Below are 23610 nucleotides of genomic sequence, written 5' to 3' on the forward strand. Positions count from 1 at the left end.
GGCTAACTTAAGCTATTTGGCTAATTTCTTATCCAGATAAGCAACCATATCATTAACTGTAATGAACTTCGCCAGTTCCTCATCCGGAATGCTGATATCAAAATCTATCTCAATCTGTACCACAATCTCCCTGGTTTCATAGCTATCCATTACCAAATCATCAAATCGGGTGGCAGGAGTTAGTACTATTCTGCCGTCCTCAATACCTAATATTTTATCAAGCATTTTTTTTAGTTTGTTAAAAACAACATCAGACATAGGTTTTTTATTTAAAGAGTGAAAGAGCTGATCAATTATTTTTATCCATTTTTTCGAGCAAGGCCAGAATTTTATCGAGCTTATCTGTTTCGATGGCGTTTAGACGCAGTTGTAATTCTTCAATTTCTTTTTTGGCTTCCACGTTGGTATGGAAATCCTCATTGGCCTGGGCGCGGTCGCGTTCATTCTGACGGTTTTGGGCCATCATGATAATCGGCGCGGCATAGGCTGCCTGGGTGGAGAATAATAGATTTAATAAAATGTAGGGATACGGATCCCAGTGGCCGATAATAGCCACAACATTGAGCAACATCCACACAGCAACAATAATGGTTTGAATGATGATGAATCGCCATGAACCCATGCCGGTTGCCACAGAATCAGCCAGGCGCTGACCGAAGGCAAGCGAGTCTGTATGCCTTTGATACCAATTTTTTTTACCGTTTATCATTTTTTAAGGGGTTAAACTTTGTATGATAAATATAAAAAATTAATTGGCTGGGCCGCCCCCCTCTTCGCTCCCGTATGGGTTTATATTTCCACTATTATTTTCCCCTTAGCCTGGTTACTTTCCATATAGGTATGAGCCGCTACGATCTCATCCAGTTTAAATACTTTATCAATGTTTAAATTGATCTCTCCTTTAGCCACGGTATTGATAAAATCCTGCAGCAGATCTTTATTTAAATTGCCTGCATCTCCACCATAAATCGTTAACCGGCCTAAAGAAGGGATATCGCCCATCGGGGTAAACTCTTTCATTGTCCACTCATTACCTAATATCCCGGTCATACAAACCGTACCCTTTTCCCGGATACATTTCAGTGAATCTTTGAGGGTTACTGTACCAATGAGTTCGAGCACTTTATCCACACCTTCGGGAAATAAGTTTTTCAGTTTGCTGCTAACCTCACCGTCGTCAATTAAAACATAGTCGGCTCCATTGGCTTTCAAATGCGGTGCTTTATCAGGGTTCCTGGTGGTGGCAATCACCGTTAGTCCATAATGTTTAGCCAGCTGACAGGCCAGCATCCCGATAGATGAAGTTCCGCCGCGAATTAAGAGTGTTTCTCCTTTTTGAACTTCCAAAGCCTGGGTAAGCGATCCGGATACGGTTTGGAACATCTCTGGTATAGCGCCCAAAACATTCCAGGGCAGATCGCTTTCAAAAGGGAAAGTAATTTCTAACGGAACCGCGGCATATTCGGCATAGCCCCCGTCAAAATCACGCCCCATGCCACCCATGATCGCAGCTACTTTCTGTCCTTTTTTGTAAGTTCCGGTAGCATCCTCCTCTACCTCGCCTACACACTCGATGCCCTGTATCCTGGGGAACTTTACATTGGGCGAATGGCCCTGCCTGGTAAATATCTCCGACCTGTTAATGCCAAACGCTTTGATCCTGATCAAGATCCAGTCTTGTTTCACTTCGGGTTTTGGTCTTTCCTGTATTTCAATTATATCTGGGCTACCTGCTTTAGGGGTTACTGCTGCTTTCATAATACGCATTAATTTTTCTACCGTTCATTGTTTTAATAACAACACAAAGATGAGGAGCAAAAGAAGAAACTACCAACAAACAAGCTTAAGAAATACCCTTAATGTAGATTAAGGGTTGGTTACTTTTTAGCGATGTTATTACGGAAAAGGTATTGATTGACAGAATCTATTTCTAAAGATCCCGCCTATACAGGAATCAAAAAAACGACGGCCGGTGCGATTCCTTCCCTCGGGAAGGGGTTTCATCACCCGCTACCGCAAGCGTCCCGCTTGTGGTCATCATGATGGTAACTGTATATTAGTCTATTAAATACCGCAAGCGGGATGCTTGTGGCAGCGAGGGTTATAGCTTTAAAAAAAGCAGGGCAACCATGATTGATCTGCCCTGCTTTGAAACGTTATTAAATTAAACAGTTACAATAATTTTCCCTACCGCGTTTTTAGTCTGGATCAGTTCGTGTGCTTTAGCTGTCTGCTCCAGTGGAAATGTAGCGGACACATAGGTTTTGATAGCGCCAATTTCCAACAGGTTGGCTATCATCAGCAGATCATCCAGATTAGCCTGCGTAAACACCCGCATACCAGCTACCCCTTTATCTTTTAATTTTTGCTGCATATCCTCATCAAAATCTACTATAAGACTTAAAAGTTTCCCGCCTGGTTTGATCGCTTTTAATGAGCGCTCCACATGGCGTACATCATCGCTCCAGACAGCATCATGCACAAGGTCGGCATCCTGTACAAGGTCTTCGAAAGGTTGGGTTTTATAATCGATAAATTCGTCGGCACCCAGGCCCAGTACAAAATCTTTATTGGTGGCAGAAGCCACAGCGATAACATAGGCACCAAAATGCTTAGCAATTTGAACAGCGTAGTGACCTACACCGCCGGAGGCTCCCGTGACTACTACCTTATCACCTTTTTTAACGCCGCCGTTTGTTACGATTGATTGCCAGGCGGTTAAAGCGGCCAACGTAGCACCGGCGGCTTCGTTAAAGCTGGTATTCCGGGGTTTTAACACCAGGTCTCCCTCTGGCGCGGCTACATATTCGGCGTAACCGTCAGCCTGTCCCGGAAATTTAACCATGCCGAAGACCTCATCTCCGGTTTTAAAGCGGGTTACAGCACTACCTGCTGCTGTAACCACACCCGCTACGTCCCAACCTAATACAATCTGTTTTTCGTTGCCTTTAATCTGGTAAACATAATTTAAGAGTTCCGGCATCCGGGTCACCGCTGCATCCACCGGGTTAATGCTGATGGCTTTTGTTTCAATTAAAACTTCATTTTCTTTTATAGATGGTACCAGGATCTCTGCCAATGTCAAATTTCCGGGGTCACCGGTTCCGTTTAATACGATTGCTTTCATGATTAAAATATTTATCACTACAAATTTGAATTGTTTATATCTTTACATCAAGTACGCACTTTTTGGTACCCTACATAACAAAAATATACCATAATGATTATCAGGCAATTGAGTAACACAAAATGACACTTAGTAAACCAACACCAGATTGCTGTGTGGATTTCGCCTTTCAAAGGATCGGTGGAAAATACAAAGGCCGCATTATGTACAGCATTCATACGCATGGCGTATCGCGCTATGGCCAGTTAAAAAAATTAATTACCGGGATCACGCCCAAAATGCTTACGCAGACCTTAAGGGAGCTTGAAAACGACAAACTCATTAACCGGAAAGTTTATACCGAAGTACCGCCAAAAGTGGAATATACATTAACAGAGTCTGGTCAGAAACTCATCCCTTTTATCGAATACCTGAAAGAATGGGTAGAAGAATTGGTATCCTCCAATCCCGATCATGAGCTTTATAAACATCACGAACTTTACGGTCGGTAACCTTTTATCAGCCAGGATAGGGGTTAAAAAGATGTCTTAAATACCACAAGCGGGATGCTTGCGGTAACGGGGGCTTGTCTTATATCTTGATTCTTAACTCTTAATTCTGATATCTCAACTAAGCGTATTCATAGGCTGTTGCTCCAGCGTATGCACGGTATCCTTCTGGAGTTGGGTTTTGCGCAGGAAACGAAAATGCAGTACCCCGATGATGAGGGCTACTATACCTTCCAGCATCACGGTATCGGCCGTGCCTATCCATTGCGATACGGAACCTACCAGCAAACCGCCAAGCGGCTGCATTCCAAAAAATGCCATGGCATAAAAGCTGATCACCCGTCCGCGCATGTCCGGCGCTACCGTAGTTTGGATCAGCGTATTACTGATGGTGATCTGCGACATCATCCCGAAACCGGTAACCGCTGCGAACAGCAGGGCCAGCGGATAACTGGGCATATGCGAAAAAATGACCAGTCCACCGCCAAATATCAGCGTATTAACAGCCAATATCTTTTTGAGGTTATGGCCGGGTTTAAGCGAAGCCAGGTAAATAGCACCCGAGAACGCGCCCAGGCCTATCAAACTATCCAAAACACCAAAGGTGGATGCCGTACCCTTAAAAATATCCTTGGCATACACCGGTATCAGTGTACTAAAGGGCAATACCAGTAAGCTGATAGCAGCCAGCATAATGAGGATGGATTTGATGGACGGCGTATTGCTGATATAAACAAAACCTTCCTTCAACTCGGAGAAAATATTTTTATCGTGTTTTTTAGATTCCGTTTTGGGTAAGCGCATCATCAATAAGGAACCTATTACGGCTATAAAGCTGAAGGCATTGGCTCCGAAACATATGGTATCGCCAAATTTCTCCAGCACCAGTCCGGCTATACCGGGACCAATAAGTCTGGACAGGTTAACCATGGAAGAGTTCAGAGCAAGGGCATTGGGCAAATCGGCTTTGTTATCCACCATCTCATACACCAGTGATTGCCGGGCTGGCACATCAAAGGCGTTAATGAGACCCAGTACAGCGCTCAGCGCGATGATCTCCCATACCACATAATGCCCCCAGAATACCAGCGCGGTAAGCAGCAGCGCCTGTATCATGGATGCCGCCTGTGTAAGCAGCAATAAACGGTAACGGTTATAACGATCGGCCACTACACCACCCAGGAACGAGAATAAAAACGATGGAAACAAGCTGGCAAACAGGGTAAGCCCCAGCATAAATTCCGAGTGGGTAAGCGAGTAAATAACCCAGCTTACAGCGGTTTTCTGCATCCAGGTACCAACTAAGGATATGGACTGTCCGGCAAAATACAGCCTGTAGTTGCGGCTTTTAAAGGCATTAAATGTGCTTATATTCATCCGTTTGCAATGATTGAATTAGTGAATTATTGAATTAGTGATTTGCTTTACCCTCCTAACGGGAAAGAGAATACAGGATTTGTCTGATCAATCAAAATCAACTAATTTGGTTAGGGGGCCTATGGCCTGTTTAAGCAACGCTTTTTCTTCCGCGGTGCAGGTAGCCTCCAGGGCTTTATTGAGCCACTCGTTACGCTCATTACGCACCTGGTACAACAGGTCACGACCAAGATCCGACAGTGTGATGATGGCCTTGCGTTTATCTGTTTCAGAAATACGCCTCTTGATCAGCTCCATCTGCTGCAGCTTGCTCAATATTTGCGACATGCTTTGTGTGGTGATCTTTTCCATCGCGGCCAGCTCATTGGGCAGCAATTCCACATGTTTATCCAAAAGCGCGATGATCGATCGCTCAGTGAGCGACAGTTTATCGGCAGTGGATGATTGTTTACGCAGTTTTTTGATCAACCGTGTTACCACGGTACGCAGCTCAGAAGCCAGCAGGATATCTTTTTGCTCTGTCATGATTCATTAAGCAAACTTGTAAGTTTACCTTACAAAGGTAAATATTGTTTTATCTGCGGAAAGTCATAAAGAAAAGAAGGGGTTGAATCACCCGACCCGCGCTTTTAATACACGCGTCATTGCGAGCGCAGCGTGGACAACCGACCGGAGGGAGCTCATTAATACCTTTAAAAAACAATTAAAATATTAATAATCCCCGATAGGCAGATCGGCTCTGTATAGCATAGAGATTGCTTCGTTCCTCGCAATGACGTACGTTTTCCTTCCCCGTCAGCAGATAAGCTTCGGGCGAAAGCGGGCAGAACAATGGTGGCCATGTGTGGTTGCAGGGGCATAGCGAACCTTACCTGAAGCGTGGGATAATGAGCGAACGAAGTGGAGGTAAGGTTTAGCAGCCCGTGGCTCTGCCCGTTTTGCAGGGCAGAGGCCCCGTGCGGCAAAGAAGCATTTCTGCTGACAGCCTTTTTGGTTACTTTTGTGGCGACATACGGCGAAGCCATCTTGAGTACCTATAAAAAACAAACTACAACGAAAAACGTAACTGGCCCTCCCGCGGCCAAGAGCGGGTATACGCCATACAAAGCGCAGACTGTCCTCAGGAGATTGCCACGCTGCGCTCGCAATGACATATTTTTTATAATCTGGCGAGCGCAACGGTGCCGGGCTAAGTCTTCACCATCGCCACCTAAAATAATTTGACCAAAAAAATGCAACCTTTTTTATTCCTCTTGCGTCTTGCATACAAAACTATTATCTCACCATGCGTCAACACCTTAAACTCATCATCCTTACGGCTCTATTGCTCACTTTTTATGCACATGGCTTTGCCCAAAGCAGTTTCTCCAGCTTGCCCGATAGCGCCCGATTTGTAACCGCCGATATCGACAATTTCTGGAAAGCTTTTGACCATTATAAAAAAGACACTTCCGTAAACACTTTCGGTAAAGAATATATCGACATTGGCAGCGATGGCGTAAAGGGTTTTACTCCCTACCGCATCCGGAGCGCCGATAACCTGTACAAAATGGTTAAAAAGCGGCAGGCCGATTATGAAAAAGTAAGAACCAACACCCTGCGGATAAAAGAAAAAGAAAAGCAATGCCGGAGCACATTTTATGCTTTGAAATATTTGTATCCACAGGCCAAATTCCCACCGGTTTATTTTGTGATCGGAGCTTATAATTCGGGGGGAACCTCCGGCGACCAGGGTTTATTTATTGGTGCCGAAATGCAAAACAATATTGATGGCCTGCCGGGGATTGTAGCCCATGAACTGATCCACTTTCAACAAAACTTAACTGGCGAAAACCCTACGCTGTTGCAGCAAAGCATAGTGGAAGGCAGCGCCGATTTTATAGGCGAACTGATATCCGGAACACGTGGCGACGATGCTGCGAACAACTATGGTAATGCCCATACTGATCAGCTTTGCAAAGAGTTTGTTTCCAGGATGAATGGTACCGAGCGTAACGACTGGCTTTACGGAACTTCAAAAAAAGACGACCGCCCCAATGACCTGGGCTATTGGATGGGTTACCAGATCACCGCTCATTATTATGCTAAGGCAAAGGATAAAAAACAGGCTATCTATGATATCCTGAATATTAAAGACTACACAGATTTCCTGAAAAAAAGCGGGTATCTGGATCAATATCTGAAGTAGAGGAGCTTCAAAAAACCGCAGTTTAAAAAAGTTTGTCATCCTGAGGAACGAAGGATCTTCTTCAACATGTCTATCGCTCAATAGATGCTTCAACCGTTCAGCATGACAAACATAATTTTGTACTATAAATTTTTCCTTCCCCGTCAGCAGATAAGCTTCGGGTGAAAGCGGACAGAACAATGGGGGGCCTGTGCGGTTGCAAGGGGCATAGCAAGTTTTTGCTGAAGCTCGGGATTGTGTGAACGAAGTAGAGCAAAATAATTGCAGCCCGTGGTTCTGACCGCTTTGCGGGGCAAAAGCCCTGTGCGGCAAATAAGCCTCTCTGCTGACTTGATTTTTGGTTACTTTGTATCAAGACAAAGTAACAGCCTCAGCGGCAATTGAGCGCTCTGCGACATGCATTTTTCGCTCAGTATGCAGGGGATTATTAATGATGTATTTGGTTTTATTGATATCAATGAGCTCGCAATGACGCGTGTATTTTGTCTTGACTCTTGACTCTTATATCTTGACTCTCCCCTACTTTCCCCAAAAGCTTATTCTTTAAATTATTTGTATCGTGTTTGTTACATTTAGATACCCAAGCTCGTATTCCCAAACGAGGGTGATTCGCGAAAATATTTTGTTCAAACAAAACCATAAACTACTATGAGCAAATTTCAAACTCTTCTTTTCGCGTCGCTAATCTGGGGCGCAACAATCTGCCATTCACAAACTCCCAAAATATCAACAATGAAGAACACAACATCATTTAAAGTATCAGTACCTCAGTCCGTATTAGATGACCTGAAAACCCGTTTAAAAAACACCCGTTGGCCCGGTGAAGCAGAAGGTTCCGGCTGGAACTTCGGCACCAGCGAAACTTATCTGAAAGAGCTGGTAAATTACTGGATCAATAATTACGACTGGCACAAGCAGGAAACTGAGCTGAACAAGTACCCTCAATATACGGCTGATGTAAATGGTGTAAAAATCCATTTTCAATATATTAAGGGCGAAGGCAAAAATTCCAGGCCCCTTTTGTTAACCCACGGCTGGCCGGATAGTTACTATCGCTTTCACAAGATCATCCCCTTATTAACCAAGGGCGATCAAAGTTTCGACCTGGTTATTCCGTCTATCCCAGGCTTCGGCTTCTCTGAAAAAACCGCTATCACCAGCGAAGCGGTTGCCGATCTGTGGAAAATATTGATGACCGAAAACCTGGGTTATACTAAATTTTACGCGGCCGGGGGCGATGTCGGCATGAGCGTTACCAAGGCCTTGGCCTCAAAATATCCTGATGTGGTGGCGGGCGTGCATTTTACCGATATTGGTTATCCCATGGGACAGGAAGACCCCAATACCATGACCGAAGCCGAAAAGCAATTTGCACAGTTTGTGCAGCAGTGGTGGTACAGCGAAGGCGCATATGCCATGGTGCAATCCACCAAACCACAATCGCTGGCTTACGGTCTGAACGACTCGCCCGCGGCGCTTGCCGCCTGGATGCTGAGTTTCGGCAATGCAGGGGCTTCTCCAGAGATCCTGGAAAAAGCATTTGGTGGCAGGGATGAATTGCTGACCAACATCATGATCTACTGGACTACACAAACCATAGCCACTTCCGTTAAAATGTACAAAGTGGATGCCATGGCACAATGGAGTGGTGCCAAACCATTACAAAAAAGTAATGTGCCCGCGGGTGTATCGGTATTCCCGAGGGAAGCGCAATTCCCCAAAGAATGGGCGGAGCGTTTTGTAAATGTGACCAGCTACAAGAAAATGAACGAAGGGGGACACTTTGCCGCCCTGGAAGTACCCGATGTTTTTGCCGATGAATTAAGAAGCTTCTTTTATAGTATCAATTAGTAGTAATAGATCTGCCATTTGTTATTCCGCCCCAATTTTCGTATATTGTATAAAACCGCAGCCCGGCGCCCCTTTATCAAGGGCACCGGGCTGTTTTGTTAAGGACAAAACAAGGCCGAAAACTGACCTATTTTAATTCAACAATTTGATTATCAATAAATTAATACTTTTTAAAGTTTTCAAAACGCATCAAAATCGTGTTAAAATTTGTTAAAAAGTGTTAAAATGAGGGTTTTTCGAGTGATTTTTAGTGGCTTTTGCCCCGTTTTTGAGCAGAAAAGTGTTAAAATTTAAGGTTTAAAAAGTTTTTGGGGAGACGATGGTTTTAACATCAGAAAAAATGAAACGGTCAAAAATTACTTCATCATTAAATATCTGTCGATCCAAAACCACACCTTTGTAATCAATAAATCATGGAGCCCAAACACGACATAGCCACGCTGGATGATATCAAACTACTGGTAGATACTTTTTATACCCGGGTAGCTGCCGATGCCCTGCTGGTTCCCATATTTACCGAACGCCTGGGTGGGCACTGGCTCCCACATCTCGAAAAAATGTATACCTTTTGGCAAACTGTATTGCTGGAACAATATACCTACAACGGAGCGCCTTTTCCACCCCATGCCCGCTTACCGGTGGATGAGCAGCACTTTGAGGCCTGGCTTAACTTATTCTCGGCCACGGTAGATAGCTTGTTCCGGGGCGAAAAAGCGGATGAGGCCAAATGGCGCGCGGGAAAAATGGCCCAGATGTTCCAGCTTAAAATAGCGCATATCAAAAATAACCCGCTGAATATATTATAGCGGAATTACCGGGGCATACCGGCATTTTTGTAAATTTGCACCGTGCCACCTACCGAAAAAAAAGTTACTGAAATCCCAAATCCCTTTGTCCCGGTGAAAACAAAAGCTCCTGCTAAAAGAAAAACCGTGGCCCAAAAGAAAAAGGAGCAAAAAACCACTATATACTGGCGAATAGCTATAGTCGGTCTGTTACTCATCCTGCTTTCGCCCTTTTATTATGGCTATGTTTTGCGGAGCTTTAGCGCTACCTGGCGCTGGGTACTTGATATAGGGCAGGATACCCGTTACCGCACCTACAAAAACTTCAATGTGCGTATCCCGGCTGGTTTTACCGTCCACGGCATCGATGTATCATCGTACCAGGGTAAAATAAACTGGCAAAAGGTAAAAGCCATGAATGATGATGACGTGCACATCACTTTTGCCTTTATCAAAGCTACAGAGGGCGTTTTAAGTGTCGATCCATACTTTCAGCGTAACTGGCGCGAGGCGCCTAAAGCCGGGATCATTTGCGGGGCGTATCATTACTTTCTGCCGCAAAAAAGCGGGATCTGGCAGGCTAGGTTCTTCCTGCAAACCGTAAAGATGGAAAAAGGTGATCTGCCCATGGTGGTTGATGTGGAGCAGCTTTACAGAACGCCACCGGCCAAAATGCGCGAGCAGCTGCTATCGTTTGTAAACCAGATAGAAAATAAAACGGGGGTTAAACCCATTATTTATACCAACATCAGTTTTTACCAGGATTACCTGCAAGGCTACTTTGACGATTATACCCTTTGGATAGCACATTACTACCAGCCGGTGTTAAACATCAGTAACAAAACCAACTGGCAGTTTTGGCAACACTCTGATAAAGCCCGCATTAACGGCATCAATCAGAAAGTTGATTTTAATATATTCAGGGGCGATAGCACGGCTTTCCGGAAATTGCTCATCAATCAATGATTTTCTGTAACGGTATACGATTACAAATCGTCATCAGTAAAATAAAAACCATGAAAACACCGATATACCGTTTCCTGATAGCTATAGCCTTTTTAATATCCTGTACATTTTTAGGTTTAGGCAATAATGCACAGGCCCAAACCACCCAGAAACATTTTGACCAGCAGTTGTACAACACCATTTTACATATGGACAGTGTTTGTTTCGACGCTTTCAACGCCCATGATATGACCGCGCTTAAAAAAGTATTCGCGGAAAATGTAGAGTTTTACCATGACCTGGGCGGTTTGACCTATTACGACCAGACCATGATCAACTTTGAAAAAATGTTTGCACAAAACAAGGATTCCGGTATGAAAAGAGAGCTCGTAAAAGGCAGTCTGGAAGTTTATCCCATCAAAGATTTTGGCGCCATTGAAGTTGGCATGCACAGATTTACCCATACCGAAAATGGCAAGGAAGTAGTTGGCCTCATGAAATTTTTACACGTATGGCAATACAAAAACAACGAGTGGAAAATTACCCGGGTGATCAGCTATGATCATTAAACCGGTAATTACTCCTGAACCTTTTTAGTTCTTTTAATGCCATTTTCAGGTAGCCCGTTTTTATATAGCGTGCAAAAAGAAAAATGGTACGGGCCATCTGCGGAAACAGTATAACTTCTTTATTTTGAGCCACACCCTTTAAAATATAATTGGCGGCTTCCTCCGCAGATATTCCGGGCTCAAATTGTTTTATAGAATCCCGGTTCCAGCTCGGATCGGCGTTAACTGCAGGCAAGCTACCGATGATGGGCGTGTCGATCAATCCGGGGCAAACGATGCTTGCTTTAATATTAAACAGCTTTGCTTCCTGTCGCAGGCAGCGGGTATAGTTTACAACCGCGTGTTTGGATACGCTATAAGGCGTAATTAAAGGGATATAGGCCACCACGCCGGCAAGTGAAGAAGTATTGACAATGTGGCCCGAGCCTTGTTTTATCATATGCTGATAAGCCACCTGCGAACCATAGAGCACACCATAAAAGTTGATGTCCAGTACCTTTTTCCATTGATCGATGCTGATATCGCGCAATTCGCCGGTTATAGCAATCCCCGCATTGTTGAATATCATATCAATACGGCCATGTTCTTTGACAATGTCACCTATCACCTCTTCAAAATCGGGTAATTGGGCAACATCCAGTTTACGGGCCACAGCGCTTTTTCCGTTCCGCGTTATCATGGCCACGGTTTCATCGGCATTTTGAGTATTGATATCGGTACAGATCACCGTGGCGCCAATTTCGGCCAGCTTTTCGCATAATGCCCGGCCCATACCCGAGCCGCCACCGGTTACTAAAATAATTTTATGGAGATAGTAATTGTTGTACATGGCAAGTGTGATATAAGATTTAGGAAACGGGGTAAACAAAAATCTAATATACTAATATATAGCCCTTTAAAACACAAAAAGCTAAACAAGTTAACCTGGTACAAAAACATTTTTCGCCGATTAAATGATCCGGCAAGGTATTATCTTTATAGTACAATTGAATTATCACCATCTAAATACCTGCAATTATGAATAGCTTTTTAAAACTTACACTTTCGCTACTCAGCTTAGGGGTTATTACAACCGGTATCGTTTCGGCACAAGCAGGTGCAAATCGCCACAAAAAACAGCAGCAGATAAAAAAGGCTGCCTGGTTATTAGGCAACTGGCAAAACAAAACAGCAAAAGGCATAACTATGGAGAGCTGGAAAAAACTCGACGACTCCACTTACCTGGGTAAAAGTTACCAGTTAAGGGGCCAGGATACCGTATCTGCCGAGCACATCCGACTGGAGGAACATCATGGTAACCTGTATTATATCCCCGCTGTTAAAAACCAGAATGAGGGCAAACCGGTAACCTTTACCCTATCCGGATCATCAGCAACCGGTTTGATTTTTGAGAACCCTGAACATGATTTTCCGCAAAAGATCAGCTATAACCTCATCGGCAGGGATAGTTTGGCAGCCGAAATATCAGGTTTATACAAAGGGAAACAACTCGCTATAAAATTCCCGATGAGCAGGGTTAAATAAATTGTATCCCGGAACCATACAGCGGTTCAGTACATTGCATCGCATAATTTATTTTTAAATTTTTCTGAAAGGATGTCCAATTGATGAAAGTCTGCTTGATATGGTGGTATAATTCATTGATCAGATAACCTTTAAAAATTAAAAAAATGAAAGAGTACGCATTAATTTTCCGACATGAAGATGGTCAAAAAGTGGCCTCACCAGAGCAAATGCAAATCTGGATGAAACAAACCATGGACTGGATAGCTACCATTGCAGCCAAAAATAAATTTGTAAACGGTACCGGTTTACCCTTTGCCGATGCCCGGGTTGTACACGCCAATAAAACGGTGACCAACGGCCCTTTCGGCGAAATTAAGGAAACCATTGGCGGTTATATTATTGTAAAGGCCGATACTGTTGATGAGGCTGTTGAATTTGCAAAAGGCTGCCCTATTTTGCAGGGCGAAGGTAACAGTGTGGAGGTACGGACAATTGCCCATCACTGAGAATACGGTTAACTTATCAGATTTATTCAAAAACAGAAAAACCGTTAGCGCCAGGCTAACGGTCTTTCTGTTTCTATAAATTAAGGGAGATTAATTCACATGATTAACCCTGCCCGAGCCTGTGTATCTGGTTTCGGCTATGGTAGCGTTGCCGGAATAGGATACTCCTCCTGAGCCGGTAATACGTGCGGAGACGGTTTTATTAGCTACTACTGATATACCGCCTGAACCGCTAATGGTAGCAGTAAGCGTTTCGGTAGTTAAACCTTTAGCATTGATCTCGCCAGAACCACTGATACGAAATTCAGCAGCATCGGTACTACCTTTAAGGTTAATACCACCAGAACCACTGATGCGCGACTCCAGTGTGGATGCTTTTACAGCGGCACGCATGTTACCTGATCCGCTTAAGATAACTGATACATTTTGACCGGTTAAAACCCCGTCAAGATCAAGGTTCCCCGATCCGCTGTTGGCCAGGGCGCTAAGCGATTTGGCGGTAACATAAATATCGCCCCGCTTGATGTTGTGGTTGCGTAACGAAAAATTATGGCGGAAACCTATTTTTAAAACACCGCCTTCTACTTCGGTTTTAACATCATTAACTACATCGTCATCAATATCAAGCCTAACGCTTTCGGTGCCGGTAATTTTAACATGTACATTAAAAGGGCCGCCTGATTCAATACTGTTAAAGCCAGAAACAGACCTGCTTTGCCCACTTTGGGCGAAGGTATTTAAGGTCAGCATGGTTATAGCTGATACAAACAGGATAAAGATTTTTCTTTTCATAATTCGATTGTTTTTTAGAAGACGTTATATTCAGGTAAATAGTTGCAACAAATAATAAGGGACAGGGATTTTCTTTCCGGAACAGGTTTTTTATACTATTTTGGATGAAGTTAGTACATAAAGTTCATAAAATAAATGTCGGCTCAGCCTATCCATTTTAACAAAACCCGCATAGCGCCCACCCCAAGTGGTTTTTTACATCTGGGGAATGTATTGTCATTTACGCTTACAGCGGCATTGGCGAAACAACACGAGGCTAAAATACTGTTAAGAATAGATGATATGGACCAGGCCCGTGCAGAACAAGCATATATACAGGACATTTTTGACACGCTGAATTTTTTAGAGATACCCTGGGATGAAGGGCCGCGTAATGCCGAAGAATTTAAGGATAACTATTCGCAGCTGCACCGGCTGACGCTGTATTCGAAGGCTATTGAACAATTGAAGGATAATGGATTGTTATTTGCCTGTACCTGTTCACGTAAACAGCTTGAAAAAGAAGCCTGTACTTGCTTTGACCGTAAAATTCCCCTGGATACAAAAGATGCCGCATGGCGTTTGCATACTTATAATAATCGTGAGTTAACCATTCGGGATTATAATGATCAACCAGTGACCGCCGTTTTACCCGTTGAGATGCAAAATTTTGTGGTCAGGAAAAAAGATGGATTTCCGGCCTATCAGCTTACTTCGGTAATAGATGACATGCATTATGGGGTCGATCTGATCATTCGCGGGCAGGATCTTTGGTCGTCAACCCTGGCTCAGCATGAACTGGCGCTGGCCCTTGGCAAAAACGAATTTCAGAATATTACTTTTTATCATCATCCTTTACTTACAGATGAACTGAACCAGAAACTGTCCAAATCAGCAGGAGCTACTTCGGTACGCTACCTGCGTCAAAACGGTAAAAGCCCGGCTCAAATTTATACCATGATAGCCGGTATGCTGGGGTTGGATATCACTGTCAACAACTGGGAGCAACTAACCGGGGTAGTACTCTCTTTTTATAAAAATAACCCTGCCCCGGTAACTACCGGGACAGGGTCTGATGTTTAAATTTAGTTTGTACTTATGCGGTGTACGCTAAGATTATCATAGTAGATATAATCAGTAGTGGTGGCTGTCCAATAATCCTGACTGCCTCCTCTGAAGGTATGCCAAGTTAACTGGTCAATCATCCGCTCGGAATCGTTGGTTGTCCACCGGATGTCTTGATCAAGTACAACAGTGCCATCAATCACGATCTGCGCGTGGCCATTGGTGCTGCTGCCTGTATTACTTTTAATATACATGTGCACATGATACCATTGTCCTTTAACCAAAGCGCCACTGGTGGGGTACGTTTTACCAAACGTATCGCCAAAGTTGTTACCTGATGACGGGCCGCCATTCATATCCTTATAATAAAGATATGGCTGAAAATAAACCCGGCCTGGATTGGAATTGGGCGAATACCACATTAGCCTTAAAGTTCCGCCGTTACCATCCCAGGCGGCATCCCCACCGGTATTGTGTTCGCCTATACCGAAACCAAAGCCCACTTTACCACCACGACTCCAGTTAAACTGGCTGTGGAATTTTACATCGTAATCCATTTCGTAAGCGGTACCGGCACCTATACTGATATTGGTTACCAAACCACCCGCGCCAGAAAGCTGGCCGGGCAGCAGCGTAACACGGCTGCCTACGGTGTTATCCTTACCGTTGGTGGTGTAAGCACGATCATTCCAGGAGCTGGTATTACCCAAATCGGCGTTGGCCTGTGCCTGGGTGTAAGTAGCCCCATTTGTCCGGTTATTCCAATTGGCTGTAAAAGTGTTGTTTACCGCGTCAACCGCCAGGTTTGGGCCGTTTACAACTGGTTTGTCATCAACATTGTTTGAAGGTGCATTCGCTTCCTTTTTGCAGGAGGTAAGCGAGAGACCGATAAGCATGATAGCTGCTCCCGATCTTAAAAAGTTCTTTTTCATAATACTGGTTTTAAATGATAAATGGTTAATTGGTTATAGTTAAAAGTTGATGATTTGCTGCAGCGGTTTTCAACTGTAAAACTCAGGTTCATATATCCGCCCTGGTGATAAGGTTATAGCGGATATATATGAAATGTACAAGCATGGCAATGCCCTGCGAAATGTATTATTTTTTCAATTCCGTTAATTTTAATAAATAATTATTAATGTATTGATTGCGGTTTAAGCTCCAAATGAGTACTGACTTCCACTTGGTTAATTGGTTATTGTACAGGCAGTAAGCCTTGTAACATCATATCAAAACTATTTAACTAAAAGATAATATTGTAACAATATGGTGACTTTATTTGCGCAATCGTTTTCGTAGAGCATATCATAACAACTTCGTTTAAAATCAATTACTGCGAAAAATCCTGATAAACTATTCGATAATAAGCAGAAAAAACATCTCGTTTAAACCTTGTCAGGCGTGCATCATAGGGGATTATTAATTATTTTACATATTAATAATTAATAATAACTTCTATACACCATATTGTAACCCTGCTGTAAGTAATTTAACAATAAGCTCTAATTCATCATCATTTGGCTACGCTACCTTTACCTGGACGGGCACCGGAAATCCCAACGGACAAAAGGCAGCACCCAAAACATCACCGTCTGACCTTCTTCAGAGCGTCTTCATGAAAAGTTCATGAATCACCAAATAAATAACAAGGACAGAAAAAGCCTGTTGTTCCTGTTATTTAGCCCTTATTTAGTCTGATAAACTCTTTCTTATTAAAATCCCGAACTTATTTTATTTGAGGTATTATTTCTTGTATCTAAATAATTACAAAACAGTTGATAGTTAAAACTGTATTTTTACAGCAGTTAAAATTATGTCGTGAAAACGCGGAAACAAATCATAAGGCAATATATTGTTTTATCACTTTTAGTGATATACGAGGCTGTTACTTTGATCCATATCGCGTCTATGCCTAAGTTTTATACCCCTATCAACAAGTCCCTGTCGTCTTCAAGTATAGATCTTCTTCATAAAAATCAAAGCGCGGGTAATGCAAGGATATTATTTCAACGCGGTATAGAAAATAACCGCAAAGCTTTAATAACTCCTCCCAATAAGACTTTTGCACTTATTTTATCTTTCTTTTTAGGCAGCCTTATCTCACTGACTTTAGTTAAAAAGCGCGACACTTATTTAAGTCAGCCAGGCATTCGATCAACGAACTCTTATCTGAGCTTGTGTACGCTTAGAATCTGACCCTCTCCTGCTATTTCCTGCTATTTCCTGCTATAAATTGATTGAAACTTCTAAGCTATAGAAATTTCAATTCCTGATACGTCCGTGTTTCCGTTTTTCTGGGAAATAACGCGCCATATCTCAACTCGTTCATCTGGTTTTTAAAATTTGTTACTCAAAAAACAAGTAGAAAAAATTATAGATCGAAACATCTTCTGATAAAACTAAATACGGATGTGTTGAAAAACACAAACAACATGTTTTGAAATGAATAAAATACAGTTTAATATAAACCGCACCCCTTTCGTTGTACTCGCGGGTATCTTATTTTTATCGTTGAGCGTTCATGCGCAAAACGGTAAACCTAAACCCAAATCGTACCCCGTTCCGGAAAATATCCCGGACACCAATAAAGTTGGCTTTCCTGTTATGCCTAATGCTACAAATTCGGGCAATGGCAGTGATCAGTTTATGACACTAAAACAGTGCATTGATTATGCTATGATCCATCAGCCAGCGCTGAACAAATCGCTGATCAATGTAGATATAGCCAAAACAACCAACGCCATTAATTTATCGGCATGGTTGCCCCAGGCCAATGCAAACGGCAATTTGATCCATTATATACAGCAATCCAACGCCAATATATCAACCGGTGTAGGTACTGGTGGTACGAGCACAGGCAGTACGGGTACAGGTACCGGCTCTACCACTAATGTGCGTTCGAGCTACTCCAATACATTTATTCCCGAACTGGCTGTTACACAAGCTATAGTAAGTCCTAATTTATTGTATGCGGCTAAAACTGCCCCTTTGCTGGTTAAACAGGCCCAGGAAGTAACCGACAGCACCAAAATATTCCTGGTATCTGCAGTAAGTAAGTCGTTTTACAATGTATTACTTACGCTGCAGCAAATCAACGTTTTAAAAGAGGACACAACCCGCCTGGGTAAAAATCTTCGCGATACTTATCATCAATACAAGGGTGGCATTGTAGACGAAACAGATTATCTGCAGGCTACTATTACGCTCAATAACTCCAGGGCCCAGCTTAAGCAGGCCAACGAAAATATAGTCCCTCAATACGCGGACTTGAAACAGTTGATGGGTTATGAGCCGGATAAGGATTTTAATGTAAGTATCGATACGGTACAAATGATGAATGACATCCAGATTGATACCACCAGGCAATTACAATATGAAAAACGGATAGAGTATCAACAGATCAAAACACGGAAAGATCTGCAGCTTCAATTAAGCAGCTATTACAGGTACCAGTTTTTGCCTACCGTGTCCGGATTTTTTAATTATAGCGCGCAATTCGCTAACAATAATTTTCCGAATCTCTTATCCAAAGCCTATCCAAGTTCATTGGTGGGTTTATCAGTCAGCATACCCATATTTACCGGTTTTGCCCGCCTCCACAATTTGCACAAATCACATTTACAGGAACAGCTGATCGGTTGGGATGAGGCAGATCTTAAACTGCAGCTACATAAAGAGTACGCCACCGGATTGGCCAATTACCGGAGTAACCTTTACAACTTTAATGTTCAGCAGAAAAATGTGGCCATGGCCAAACGGGTATACTTTGTGGTCGACCTTCAATATAAACAAGGTATTGTGGCTTACCTGAACGTGATCACCGCCGAATCCAACTTAATTACCGCCGAAATAAATTACACCAATTCGCTGTTCCAGCTGCTATCAAGCAAAATTGACCTGGAAAAAGCAATGGGAGATATTACTTATTAATATAAAAAACAAACTCAATGAAAAGAGTATTTTTAAATGCCATTTTTATAAGCCTTATTATTCTGGCAGCTTGCAATAAAAAGCAACCACCCGTTAATTCTGAAGTTCCTGTTAACTTATTTAAGGTTAAGGAGAAGCATGTATTGTATTATGATCAATATCCTTCAACTACCGCAGCGCTTAGCCAGGTTACCCTGCTTCCGCAGGTGCAGGGTGCTGTAACAGGCATATTTTTTACAGAAGGCACACATGTAAAAAAAGGTCAGAAGCTATACGAAATCGACAGACGCATATACCAGGACAGCTATGATGCCGCGGTAGCAAACCGTAAGGTGACCGAAGGTACTTTGGTACAGTCGCAACAGGATGCCGATCGTTATGAGTATTTAAATAAATATAATGCAGTTGCCAAACAACTTTATGATCACGCGGTAATTACCCTGCAAAACGCGCAGAGCCAGGTAAAATCGGCTGATCAAGCGGTAAAAACGGCTCGTACAAACTTAAACTATGCCACTGTGTATGCACCTTTTGATGGCACCATAGGTTTTAGCCAGGTAAAACTGGGTAATGTAGTTACAGCCGGTTCAACGGTGTTGAATACCATATCTACTGATGACCCAATGGCTGTGGATTTTGTGATCAATGAAAAACAGCTTCCGCGTTTTGAACTGCTACAACAAAACAAACACCAAACTACCGATTCCCTTTTCACCATTTTACTGGCCGATAATTCACTTTATCCGGTAAACGGAAAAATTTCGGTGATAGATCGCGCGGTTAATTCGCAAACAGGCTCTATTACCATCAGGCTTGTGTTTCCAAATCCTAAAGGAATGCTTAGGGTTGGTATGAGTTGCGTGGTGCGAGTTCATAATCAAGAGAAAGGTCCTCAGTTGCTGGTTCCCGGCAAAGCGGTGGTTGAGCAAATGGGCGAATACTTTGTGTATACCGCGAAAGACAGTCTGATGAATAATCCTAAAGCCGGTGCCGACTCTGCTATAAAAAAGGTAAAGAAATTGGTTGCCGTGCAGAAAAAGGTTCAGGTTGGTCAAACTATTGGACCTAACATGATCATTAAAAGCGGTATTAACAGTGGTGAACGGATTGTGGTTGATGGTGTGCAGTTATTACATGATGGCTCGCGGATCACAACTGCTAATAAGATTGCACCATCAGCAGGTGGTAAGGGCGGACGCTAATCGCATCGCCAAAAAACACAATCTGAAATTTTTAGACAAAGTATTGTATGATTGCTAATACCTTCATTAAAAGACCTGTAACTGCTATAGTTATATCTATTGTACTGATTATTACCGGTACAGTGAGTATACTGCTTTTACCGATAGACCAATATCCGGACATTACGCCGCCTATTGTACAGGTGAACGGTCAGTTTACCGGTGCCGATGCGCAAACCGTTGAACAAACCGTGGCCACCCCTATTGAAGAACAGGTAAACGGAACTCCAGGCATGGAATATATGCAAAGTAATAACACCAATAACGGGCAAATGAGCATGAATGTCACCTTTAAAATGGGAACAGACATTGACGTTGCCGCGCTTGATGTTCAAAACAGGGTAAGTATTGCTACTCCACTTTTACCAGCCGTTGTAAGTCGTCTTGGCCTTACCGTGCGTGCGGTTAACCCCAGTATGCTGATGATGGTAGCCATTTATGCGCCGAAAGGAACGCATAACATCACCTTTCTGGATAACTACACTAATATTTTTATACAGGATGCTTTATTGCGCGTACCCGGTGTAGGCAGTATCAACCGGTTTACCGATGATTTCAGTATGCGTATCTGGATGAATCCAGATAAGATGGCTGCTTACAGCTTAACCCCGCAGGACGTGATCAACGCCCTTAATGCCCAAAACGTGCAGGTAGCAGCGGGTACGGCAGGTGTGCCACCGCAGGCATCAAGTCAGACTTATGAGTTGGGTATCCTGGTTAACGGCCGGTTAAGTAAAGTATCTGAATTTGAAAAAGTTATCGTAAAAACAGTGCCGGCAACGGGCCAATTGGTATATCTGAAAGATGTTGCCCGGGTTGAGTTAGGTAAATTTACTTTTTCAAGTAACTCCTTTGTCGATGGGCATAAAGCATCCTACCTACAGATTTACCAGGCACCAGGTAGCAATGCCTTGGAAACCGCCAATGGCGTATATGCCGCCCTGGCTAAATTAAAAACCAACTTCCCATCGGATGTGGAATACAGGGTACCTTTTGAATCGGTTACCGTGGTTAAGGTTTCTATGGAAGATGTGGTGGGTACGTTATTAAAAACCCTGGCATTGGTTGCCGTTGTGGTATTCCTATTCCTGCAAAACTGGCGATCAACCCTGATCCCGGTACTGGCTATCCCGGTATCTATTTTTGGTACGTTCTGCTTTTTTATACCCTTAGGATTCACGATCAATACCTTAACTATGTTTGGGTTTGTACTGGCGATTGGTATTGTGGTGGATGATGCCATTATTGTGGTGGAAGCTGTGCAGCATTATATTGATCATGATGGTATGTCGGCCAAAGAAGCTACCTACCAGGCCATGAAGGATATCTCGGCACCGGTAATAGCCATCGCGTTGATATTGGCGGCGGTGTTTGTTCCGGTAGGTTTTATCCCAGGCATTGTGGGTCGTTTATATCAGCAATTCGCTATTACCATCGCCATATCGGTGATCATATCGGCATTTATAGCGCTTTCTTTAACCCCGGCGCTGTGTACCCTGTTATTGAAGCCATCGCATATTGATAAAGAAGCAAAAGGCATTAATAAATGGTTCTTTAAGTTTAACAGCTGGTTTGACCGGGTAACGGCCAGTTATACCGAAGGTGTGCGAAAGAGTATCAAAGCCTCGCGTTTTGTGGTGATCATTTTGGTGTGTATTTGTGTTGGGACTTATTTTATGTTTCAGCATAAACCATCGGGCTTTATTCCGTCTGAAGATGATGGAAACCTGTACGTGACCTTCCAGCTACCCCCGGCATCTTCGACCGCAGCGTCCGTTGATGTGATGTCGAAGTTGATGAAAGTTATCGGATCAACGCCGGGTGTAGCCCACTATGCAGCGCTATCAGGCCTCAACGTGGTAACCAACGCCAGTAACTCCAACAACGGTACCATTTATTGCCAGCTTGCCCCCTGGGACGAGCGTAGTAAATCCAGCGAACAGGTGCCAGGAATTATCGGCGAGTTACAAAAACGTATTGCTGATGCCGGTATAAGAGATGCTAATGTTGAAGTAATTCAACCATCTCCGCTTCCGGGTATTGGCACAACCGTAGGCTTTAGTTTGCAGATAGAACAGCGTAACACTTCGGATAACTTACAGGATTTTGAAAAAGTAGTGAAAAACTTTGTTGCCGAGGCCAATAAAAACCCGGTCATCAGCAAAGCTTTCAGCTTTTACACTGCCCATACCCCTAATTATAGTTTAACCGTTGACCGGGAAAAATGTGAAAAGCTGGGTGTAAATGTTGCTGATGTGTTTACGACGATTCAGGCCTATATGGGTAGCCTTTATATCAATGACTTTACCACCTACAACCGCACATTTCACGTGGTGGTACAGGCTGATACCGCCTTTAGAAAAGTGGTAGGCAATATGGACAAATACTATGTACGTAATCAGGCTGGCGATATGGTACCGCTGGGTACGCTCATCAGCTATAAGCCTGTTGACGCGCCACCGCTGATATCGCATTTCAACATCTTCCGTACTGCAGAGGTCGACGGATCTTCGGCTCCCGGGCATAGTAGCGGCGAAGCCATTGCTGCCATGCAGGAGTTGGCCAAAAGAGTCTTACCACAGGGTTACGAATACGAATTTTCGGGTTTGAGTTATGAGGAGATAAAGGCGGGTTCAACCACCATTTATATATTCCTCTTTTCTATCACCTTCGTATTCCTTTTCCTGGCAGCATTGTATGAAAGCTGGTCGGTTCCTTTTTCCGTGTTGCTGGCCGTGCCTGTAGGCGCTATGGGAGCAATCCTTGCCCTGATCCTCGTGCCGAGTTTAACCAATAACGTATATGCTCAAATCGGTCTCATTACATTGATCGGTCTCGCGGCTAAAAACGCGATCCTGATTGTGGAGTTTGCCAAAGTGAGGGTGGATATGGGCGAAGAGTTGATCAAATCAACATTGGAAGCTGTGAGTCTGCGCTTACGCCCTATCATCATGACCTCCCTTGCCTTTGTTTTGGGCGTATTGCCATTGGTATTGGCTACAGGTGCAGGCGCGGTAGCACGAAGAACCATTGGTTTTACCGTTTTAGGCGGTATGATCGCGGCTTCAACCCTTGCCATTTTTATTGTCCCCGTACTTTTTGTGCTGATAACCCGCTTCTCCTACGGTAAAGAAAAACTGGAATACCTCCAAACCCATAAAGAAAACCTGCGGGAAAAAGCAAGAAAAGTTGAAGCCCAGAATATTGATCCGGAACTGGAATATGAGATTGAAAAATCCCGTGAATTACATAAAAGCTAAT

General features: G+C 43.4%; 21 protein-coding genes. 12 read left to right on the plus strand and 9 right to left on the minus strand.

From position 1 onward, the window contains the following. Nucleotides 1-12 precede the first annotated feature (12 nt). From AC57BQ_RS14610 to AC57BQ_RS14625, 4 genes are all read right to left on the minus strand, one after another. On the minus strand, nt 13-258 hold the full coding sequence (locus tag AC57BQ_RS14610) for an acyl carrier protein (protein ID WP_496406984.1): 246 nt from the start codon (nt 256-258) through the stop codon (nt 13-15). 31 nt (nt 259-289) lie between these two features. Next, nucleotides 290-709 carry a DUF1003 domain-containing protein gene (locus AC57BQ_RS14615; protein ID WP_496406985.1) on the minus strand — a complete coding sequence of 140 codons (420 nt, stop codon included), beginning with the start codon at nt 707-709 and terminating at the stop codon, nt 290-292. An 80-nt stretch (nt 710-789) separates the two neighbouring features. Next, on the minus strand, nt 790-1758 hold the full coding sequence (locus tag AC57BQ_RS14620; RefSeq protein WP_496406986.1) for a zinc-binding alcohol dehydrogenase family protein: 969 nt from the start codon (nt 1756-1758) through the stop codon (nt 790-792). A gap of 406 nt (nt 1759-2164) precedes the next feature. Beyond that, nucleotides 2165-3127, minus strand: a complete 963-nt coding sequence (locus AC57BQ_RS14625) for an NADP-dependent oxidoreductase (protein WP_496406987.1) — start codon at nt 3125-3127, stop codon at nt 2165-2167. Between the two features lie 122 nt (nt 3128-3249). Between AC57BQ_RS14625 and AC57BQ_RS14630 the strand changes: the two genes are divergently transcribed. After that, nucleotides 3250-3618, plus strand: coding sequence for a winged helix-turn-helix transcriptional regulator (locus tag AC57BQ_RS14630; RefSeq protein WP_496406988.1), 369 nt, complete (start codon nt 3250-3252; stop codon nt 3616-3618). A gap of 114 nt (nt 3619-3732) precedes the next feature. Here the strand turns inward: AC57BQ_RS14630 and AC57BQ_RS14635 are convergent, their stop codons facing one another. Then, the gene (locus tag AC57BQ_RS14635) at nt 3733-4992 is read right to left on the minus strand and encodes an MFS transporter (protein WP_496406989.1); all 1260 of its coding nucleotides are present in this window, start codon (nt 4990-4992) and stop codon (nt 3733-3735) included. A gap of 87 nt (nt 4993-5079) precedes the next feature. Further along, complete coding sequence (locus AC57BQ_RS14640) at nt 5080-5517, minus strand: MarR family winged helix-turn-helix transcriptional regulator (protein WP_496406990.1); 438 nt, start codon at nt 5515-5517, stop codon at nt 5080-5082. Between the two features lie 760 nt (nt 5518-6277). Here AC57BQ_RS14640 and AC57BQ_RS14645 point away from each other — a divergent pair. From AC57BQ_RS14645 to AC57BQ_RS14665, 5 genes are all read left to right on the plus strand, one after another. Beyond that, on the plus strand, nt 6278-7180 hold the full coding sequence (locus AC57BQ_RS14645; protein WP_496406991.1) for a gliding motility protein GldB-related protein: 903 nt from the start codon (nt 6278-6280) through the stop codon (nt 7178-7180). 732 nt (nt 7181-7912) lie between these two features. Next, nucleotides 7913-9031 (plus strand): epoxide hydrolase family protein, encoded by a 1119-nt coding sequence (locus tag AC57BQ_RS14650; protein WP_496406992.1) that lies wholly within the window; start codon nt 7913-7915, stop codon nt 9029-9031. Nucleotides 9032-9444: 413 nt separating this feature from the next. Next, on the plus strand, nt 9445-9837 hold the full coding sequence (locus tag AC57BQ_RS14655; protein ID WP_496406993.1) for a group III truncated hemoglobin: 393 nt from the start codon (nt 9445-9447) through the stop codon (nt 9835-9837). Between the two features lie 93 nt (nt 9838-9930). Continuing rightward, nucleotides 9931-10782: a glycoside hydrolase family 25 protein gene (locus AC57BQ_RS14660; RefSeq protein ID WP_496406994.1), complete on the plus strand. Its 852-nt coding sequence runs from the start codon at nt 9931-9933 to the stop codon at nt 10780-10782. 50 nt (nt 10783-10832) lie between these two features. Beyond that, nucleotides 10833-11330: a nuclear transport factor 2 family protein gene (locus AC57BQ_RS14665; protein ID WP_496406995.1), complete on the plus strand. Its 498-nt coding sequence runs from the start codon at nt 10833-10835 to the stop codon at nt 11328-11330. On the opposite strand, the gene AC57BQ_RS14670 is transcribed toward AC57BQ_RS14665, so the two are convergent. Further along, nucleotides 11314-12159 carry an SDR family NAD(P)-dependent oxidoreductase gene (locus tag AC57BQ_RS14670; RefSeq protein WP_496406996.1) on the minus strand — a complete coding sequence of 282 codons (846 nt, stop codon included), beginning with the start codon at nt 12157-12159 and terminating at the stop codon, nt 11314-11316. The two genes, AC57BQ_RS14665 and AC57BQ_RS14670, sit on opposite strands and share 17 nt — an antisense overlap. A 188-nt stretch (nt 12160-12347) precedes the next feature. Between AC57BQ_RS14670 and AC57BQ_RS14675 the strand changes: the two genes are divergently transcribed. Together AC57BQ_RS14675 and AC57BQ_RS14680 are read left to right on the plus strand one after the other, a co-directional pair. After that, nucleotides 12348-12854 (plus strand): DUF6265 family protein, encoded by a 507-nt coding sequence (locus AC57BQ_RS14675; RefSeq protein ID WP_496406997.1) that lies wholly within the window; start codon nt 12348-12350, stop codon nt 12852-12854. 146 nt (nt 12855-13000) lie between these two features. After that, nucleotides 13001-13342 carry a YciI family protein gene (locus AC57BQ_RS14680; RefSeq protein ID WP_496406998.1) on the plus strand — a complete coding sequence of 114 codons (342 nt, stop codon included), beginning with the start codon at nt 13001-13003 and terminating at the stop codon, nt 13340-13342. Between the two features lie 90 nt (nt 13343-13432). On the opposite strand, the gene AC57BQ_RS14685 is transcribed toward AC57BQ_RS14680, so the two are convergent. Then, nucleotides 13433-14134 carry a head GIN domain-containing protein gene (locus AC57BQ_RS14685; protein ID WP_496406999.1) on the minus strand — a complete coding sequence of 234 codons (702 nt, stop codon included), beginning with the start codon at nt 14132-14134 and terminating at the stop codon, nt 13433-13435. Nucleotides 14135-14269: 135 nt separating this feature from the next. Here AC57BQ_RS14685 and AC57BQ_RS14690 point away from each other — a divergent pair, with 135 nt between their 5' ends. Next, entirely contained in the window at nt 14270-15196 is a 927-nt protein-coding gene (locus tag AC57BQ_RS14690; RefSeq protein ID WP_496407000.1) for a glutamate--tRNA ligase family protein, read from the plus strand. Nucleotides 15197-15198: 2 nt separating this feature from the next. On the opposite strand, the gene AC57BQ_RS14695 is transcribed toward AC57BQ_RS14690, so the two are convergent. Next, entirely contained in the window at nt 15199-16110 is a 912-nt protein-coding gene (locus AC57BQ_RS14695) for a polysaccharide lyase (protein WP_496407001.1), read from the minus strand. 1510 nt (nt 16111-17620) lie between these two features. Between AC57BQ_RS14695 and AC57BQ_RS14700 the strand changes: the two genes are divergently transcribed. Genes AC57BQ_RS14700 through AC57BQ_RS14710 form a run of 3 tightly spaced genes read left to right on the plus strand, consistent with a single transcriptional unit; the run spans nt 17621 to nt 23609 of the window. Continuing rightward, nucleotides 17621-19108 carry a TolC family protein gene (locus AC57BQ_RS14700; protein WP_496407002.1) on the plus strand — a complete coding sequence of 496 codons (1488 nt, stop codon included), beginning with the start codon at nt 17621-17623 and terminating at the stop codon, nt 19106-19108. Nucleotides 19109-19125: 17 nt separating this feature from the next. Continuing rightward, complete coding sequence (locus AC57BQ_RS14705) at nt 19126-20310, plus strand: efflux RND transporter periplasmic adaptor subunit (protein ID WP_496407003.1); 1185 nt, start codon at nt 19126-19128, stop codon at nt 20308-20310. A 47-nt stretch (nt 20311-20357) separates the two neighbouring features. Further along, the gene (locus AC57BQ_RS14710) at nt 20358-23609 is read left to right on the plus strand and encodes an efflux RND transporter permease subunit (RefSeq protein WP_496407004.1); all 3252 of its coding nucleotides are present in this window, start codon (nt 20358-20360) and stop codon (nt 23607-23609) included. Nucleotide 23610 lies beyond the last annotated feature (1 nt).

It is taken from the genome of Mucilaginibacter sp. BGA-UO-ETr-C110 (assembly GCF_059567985.1).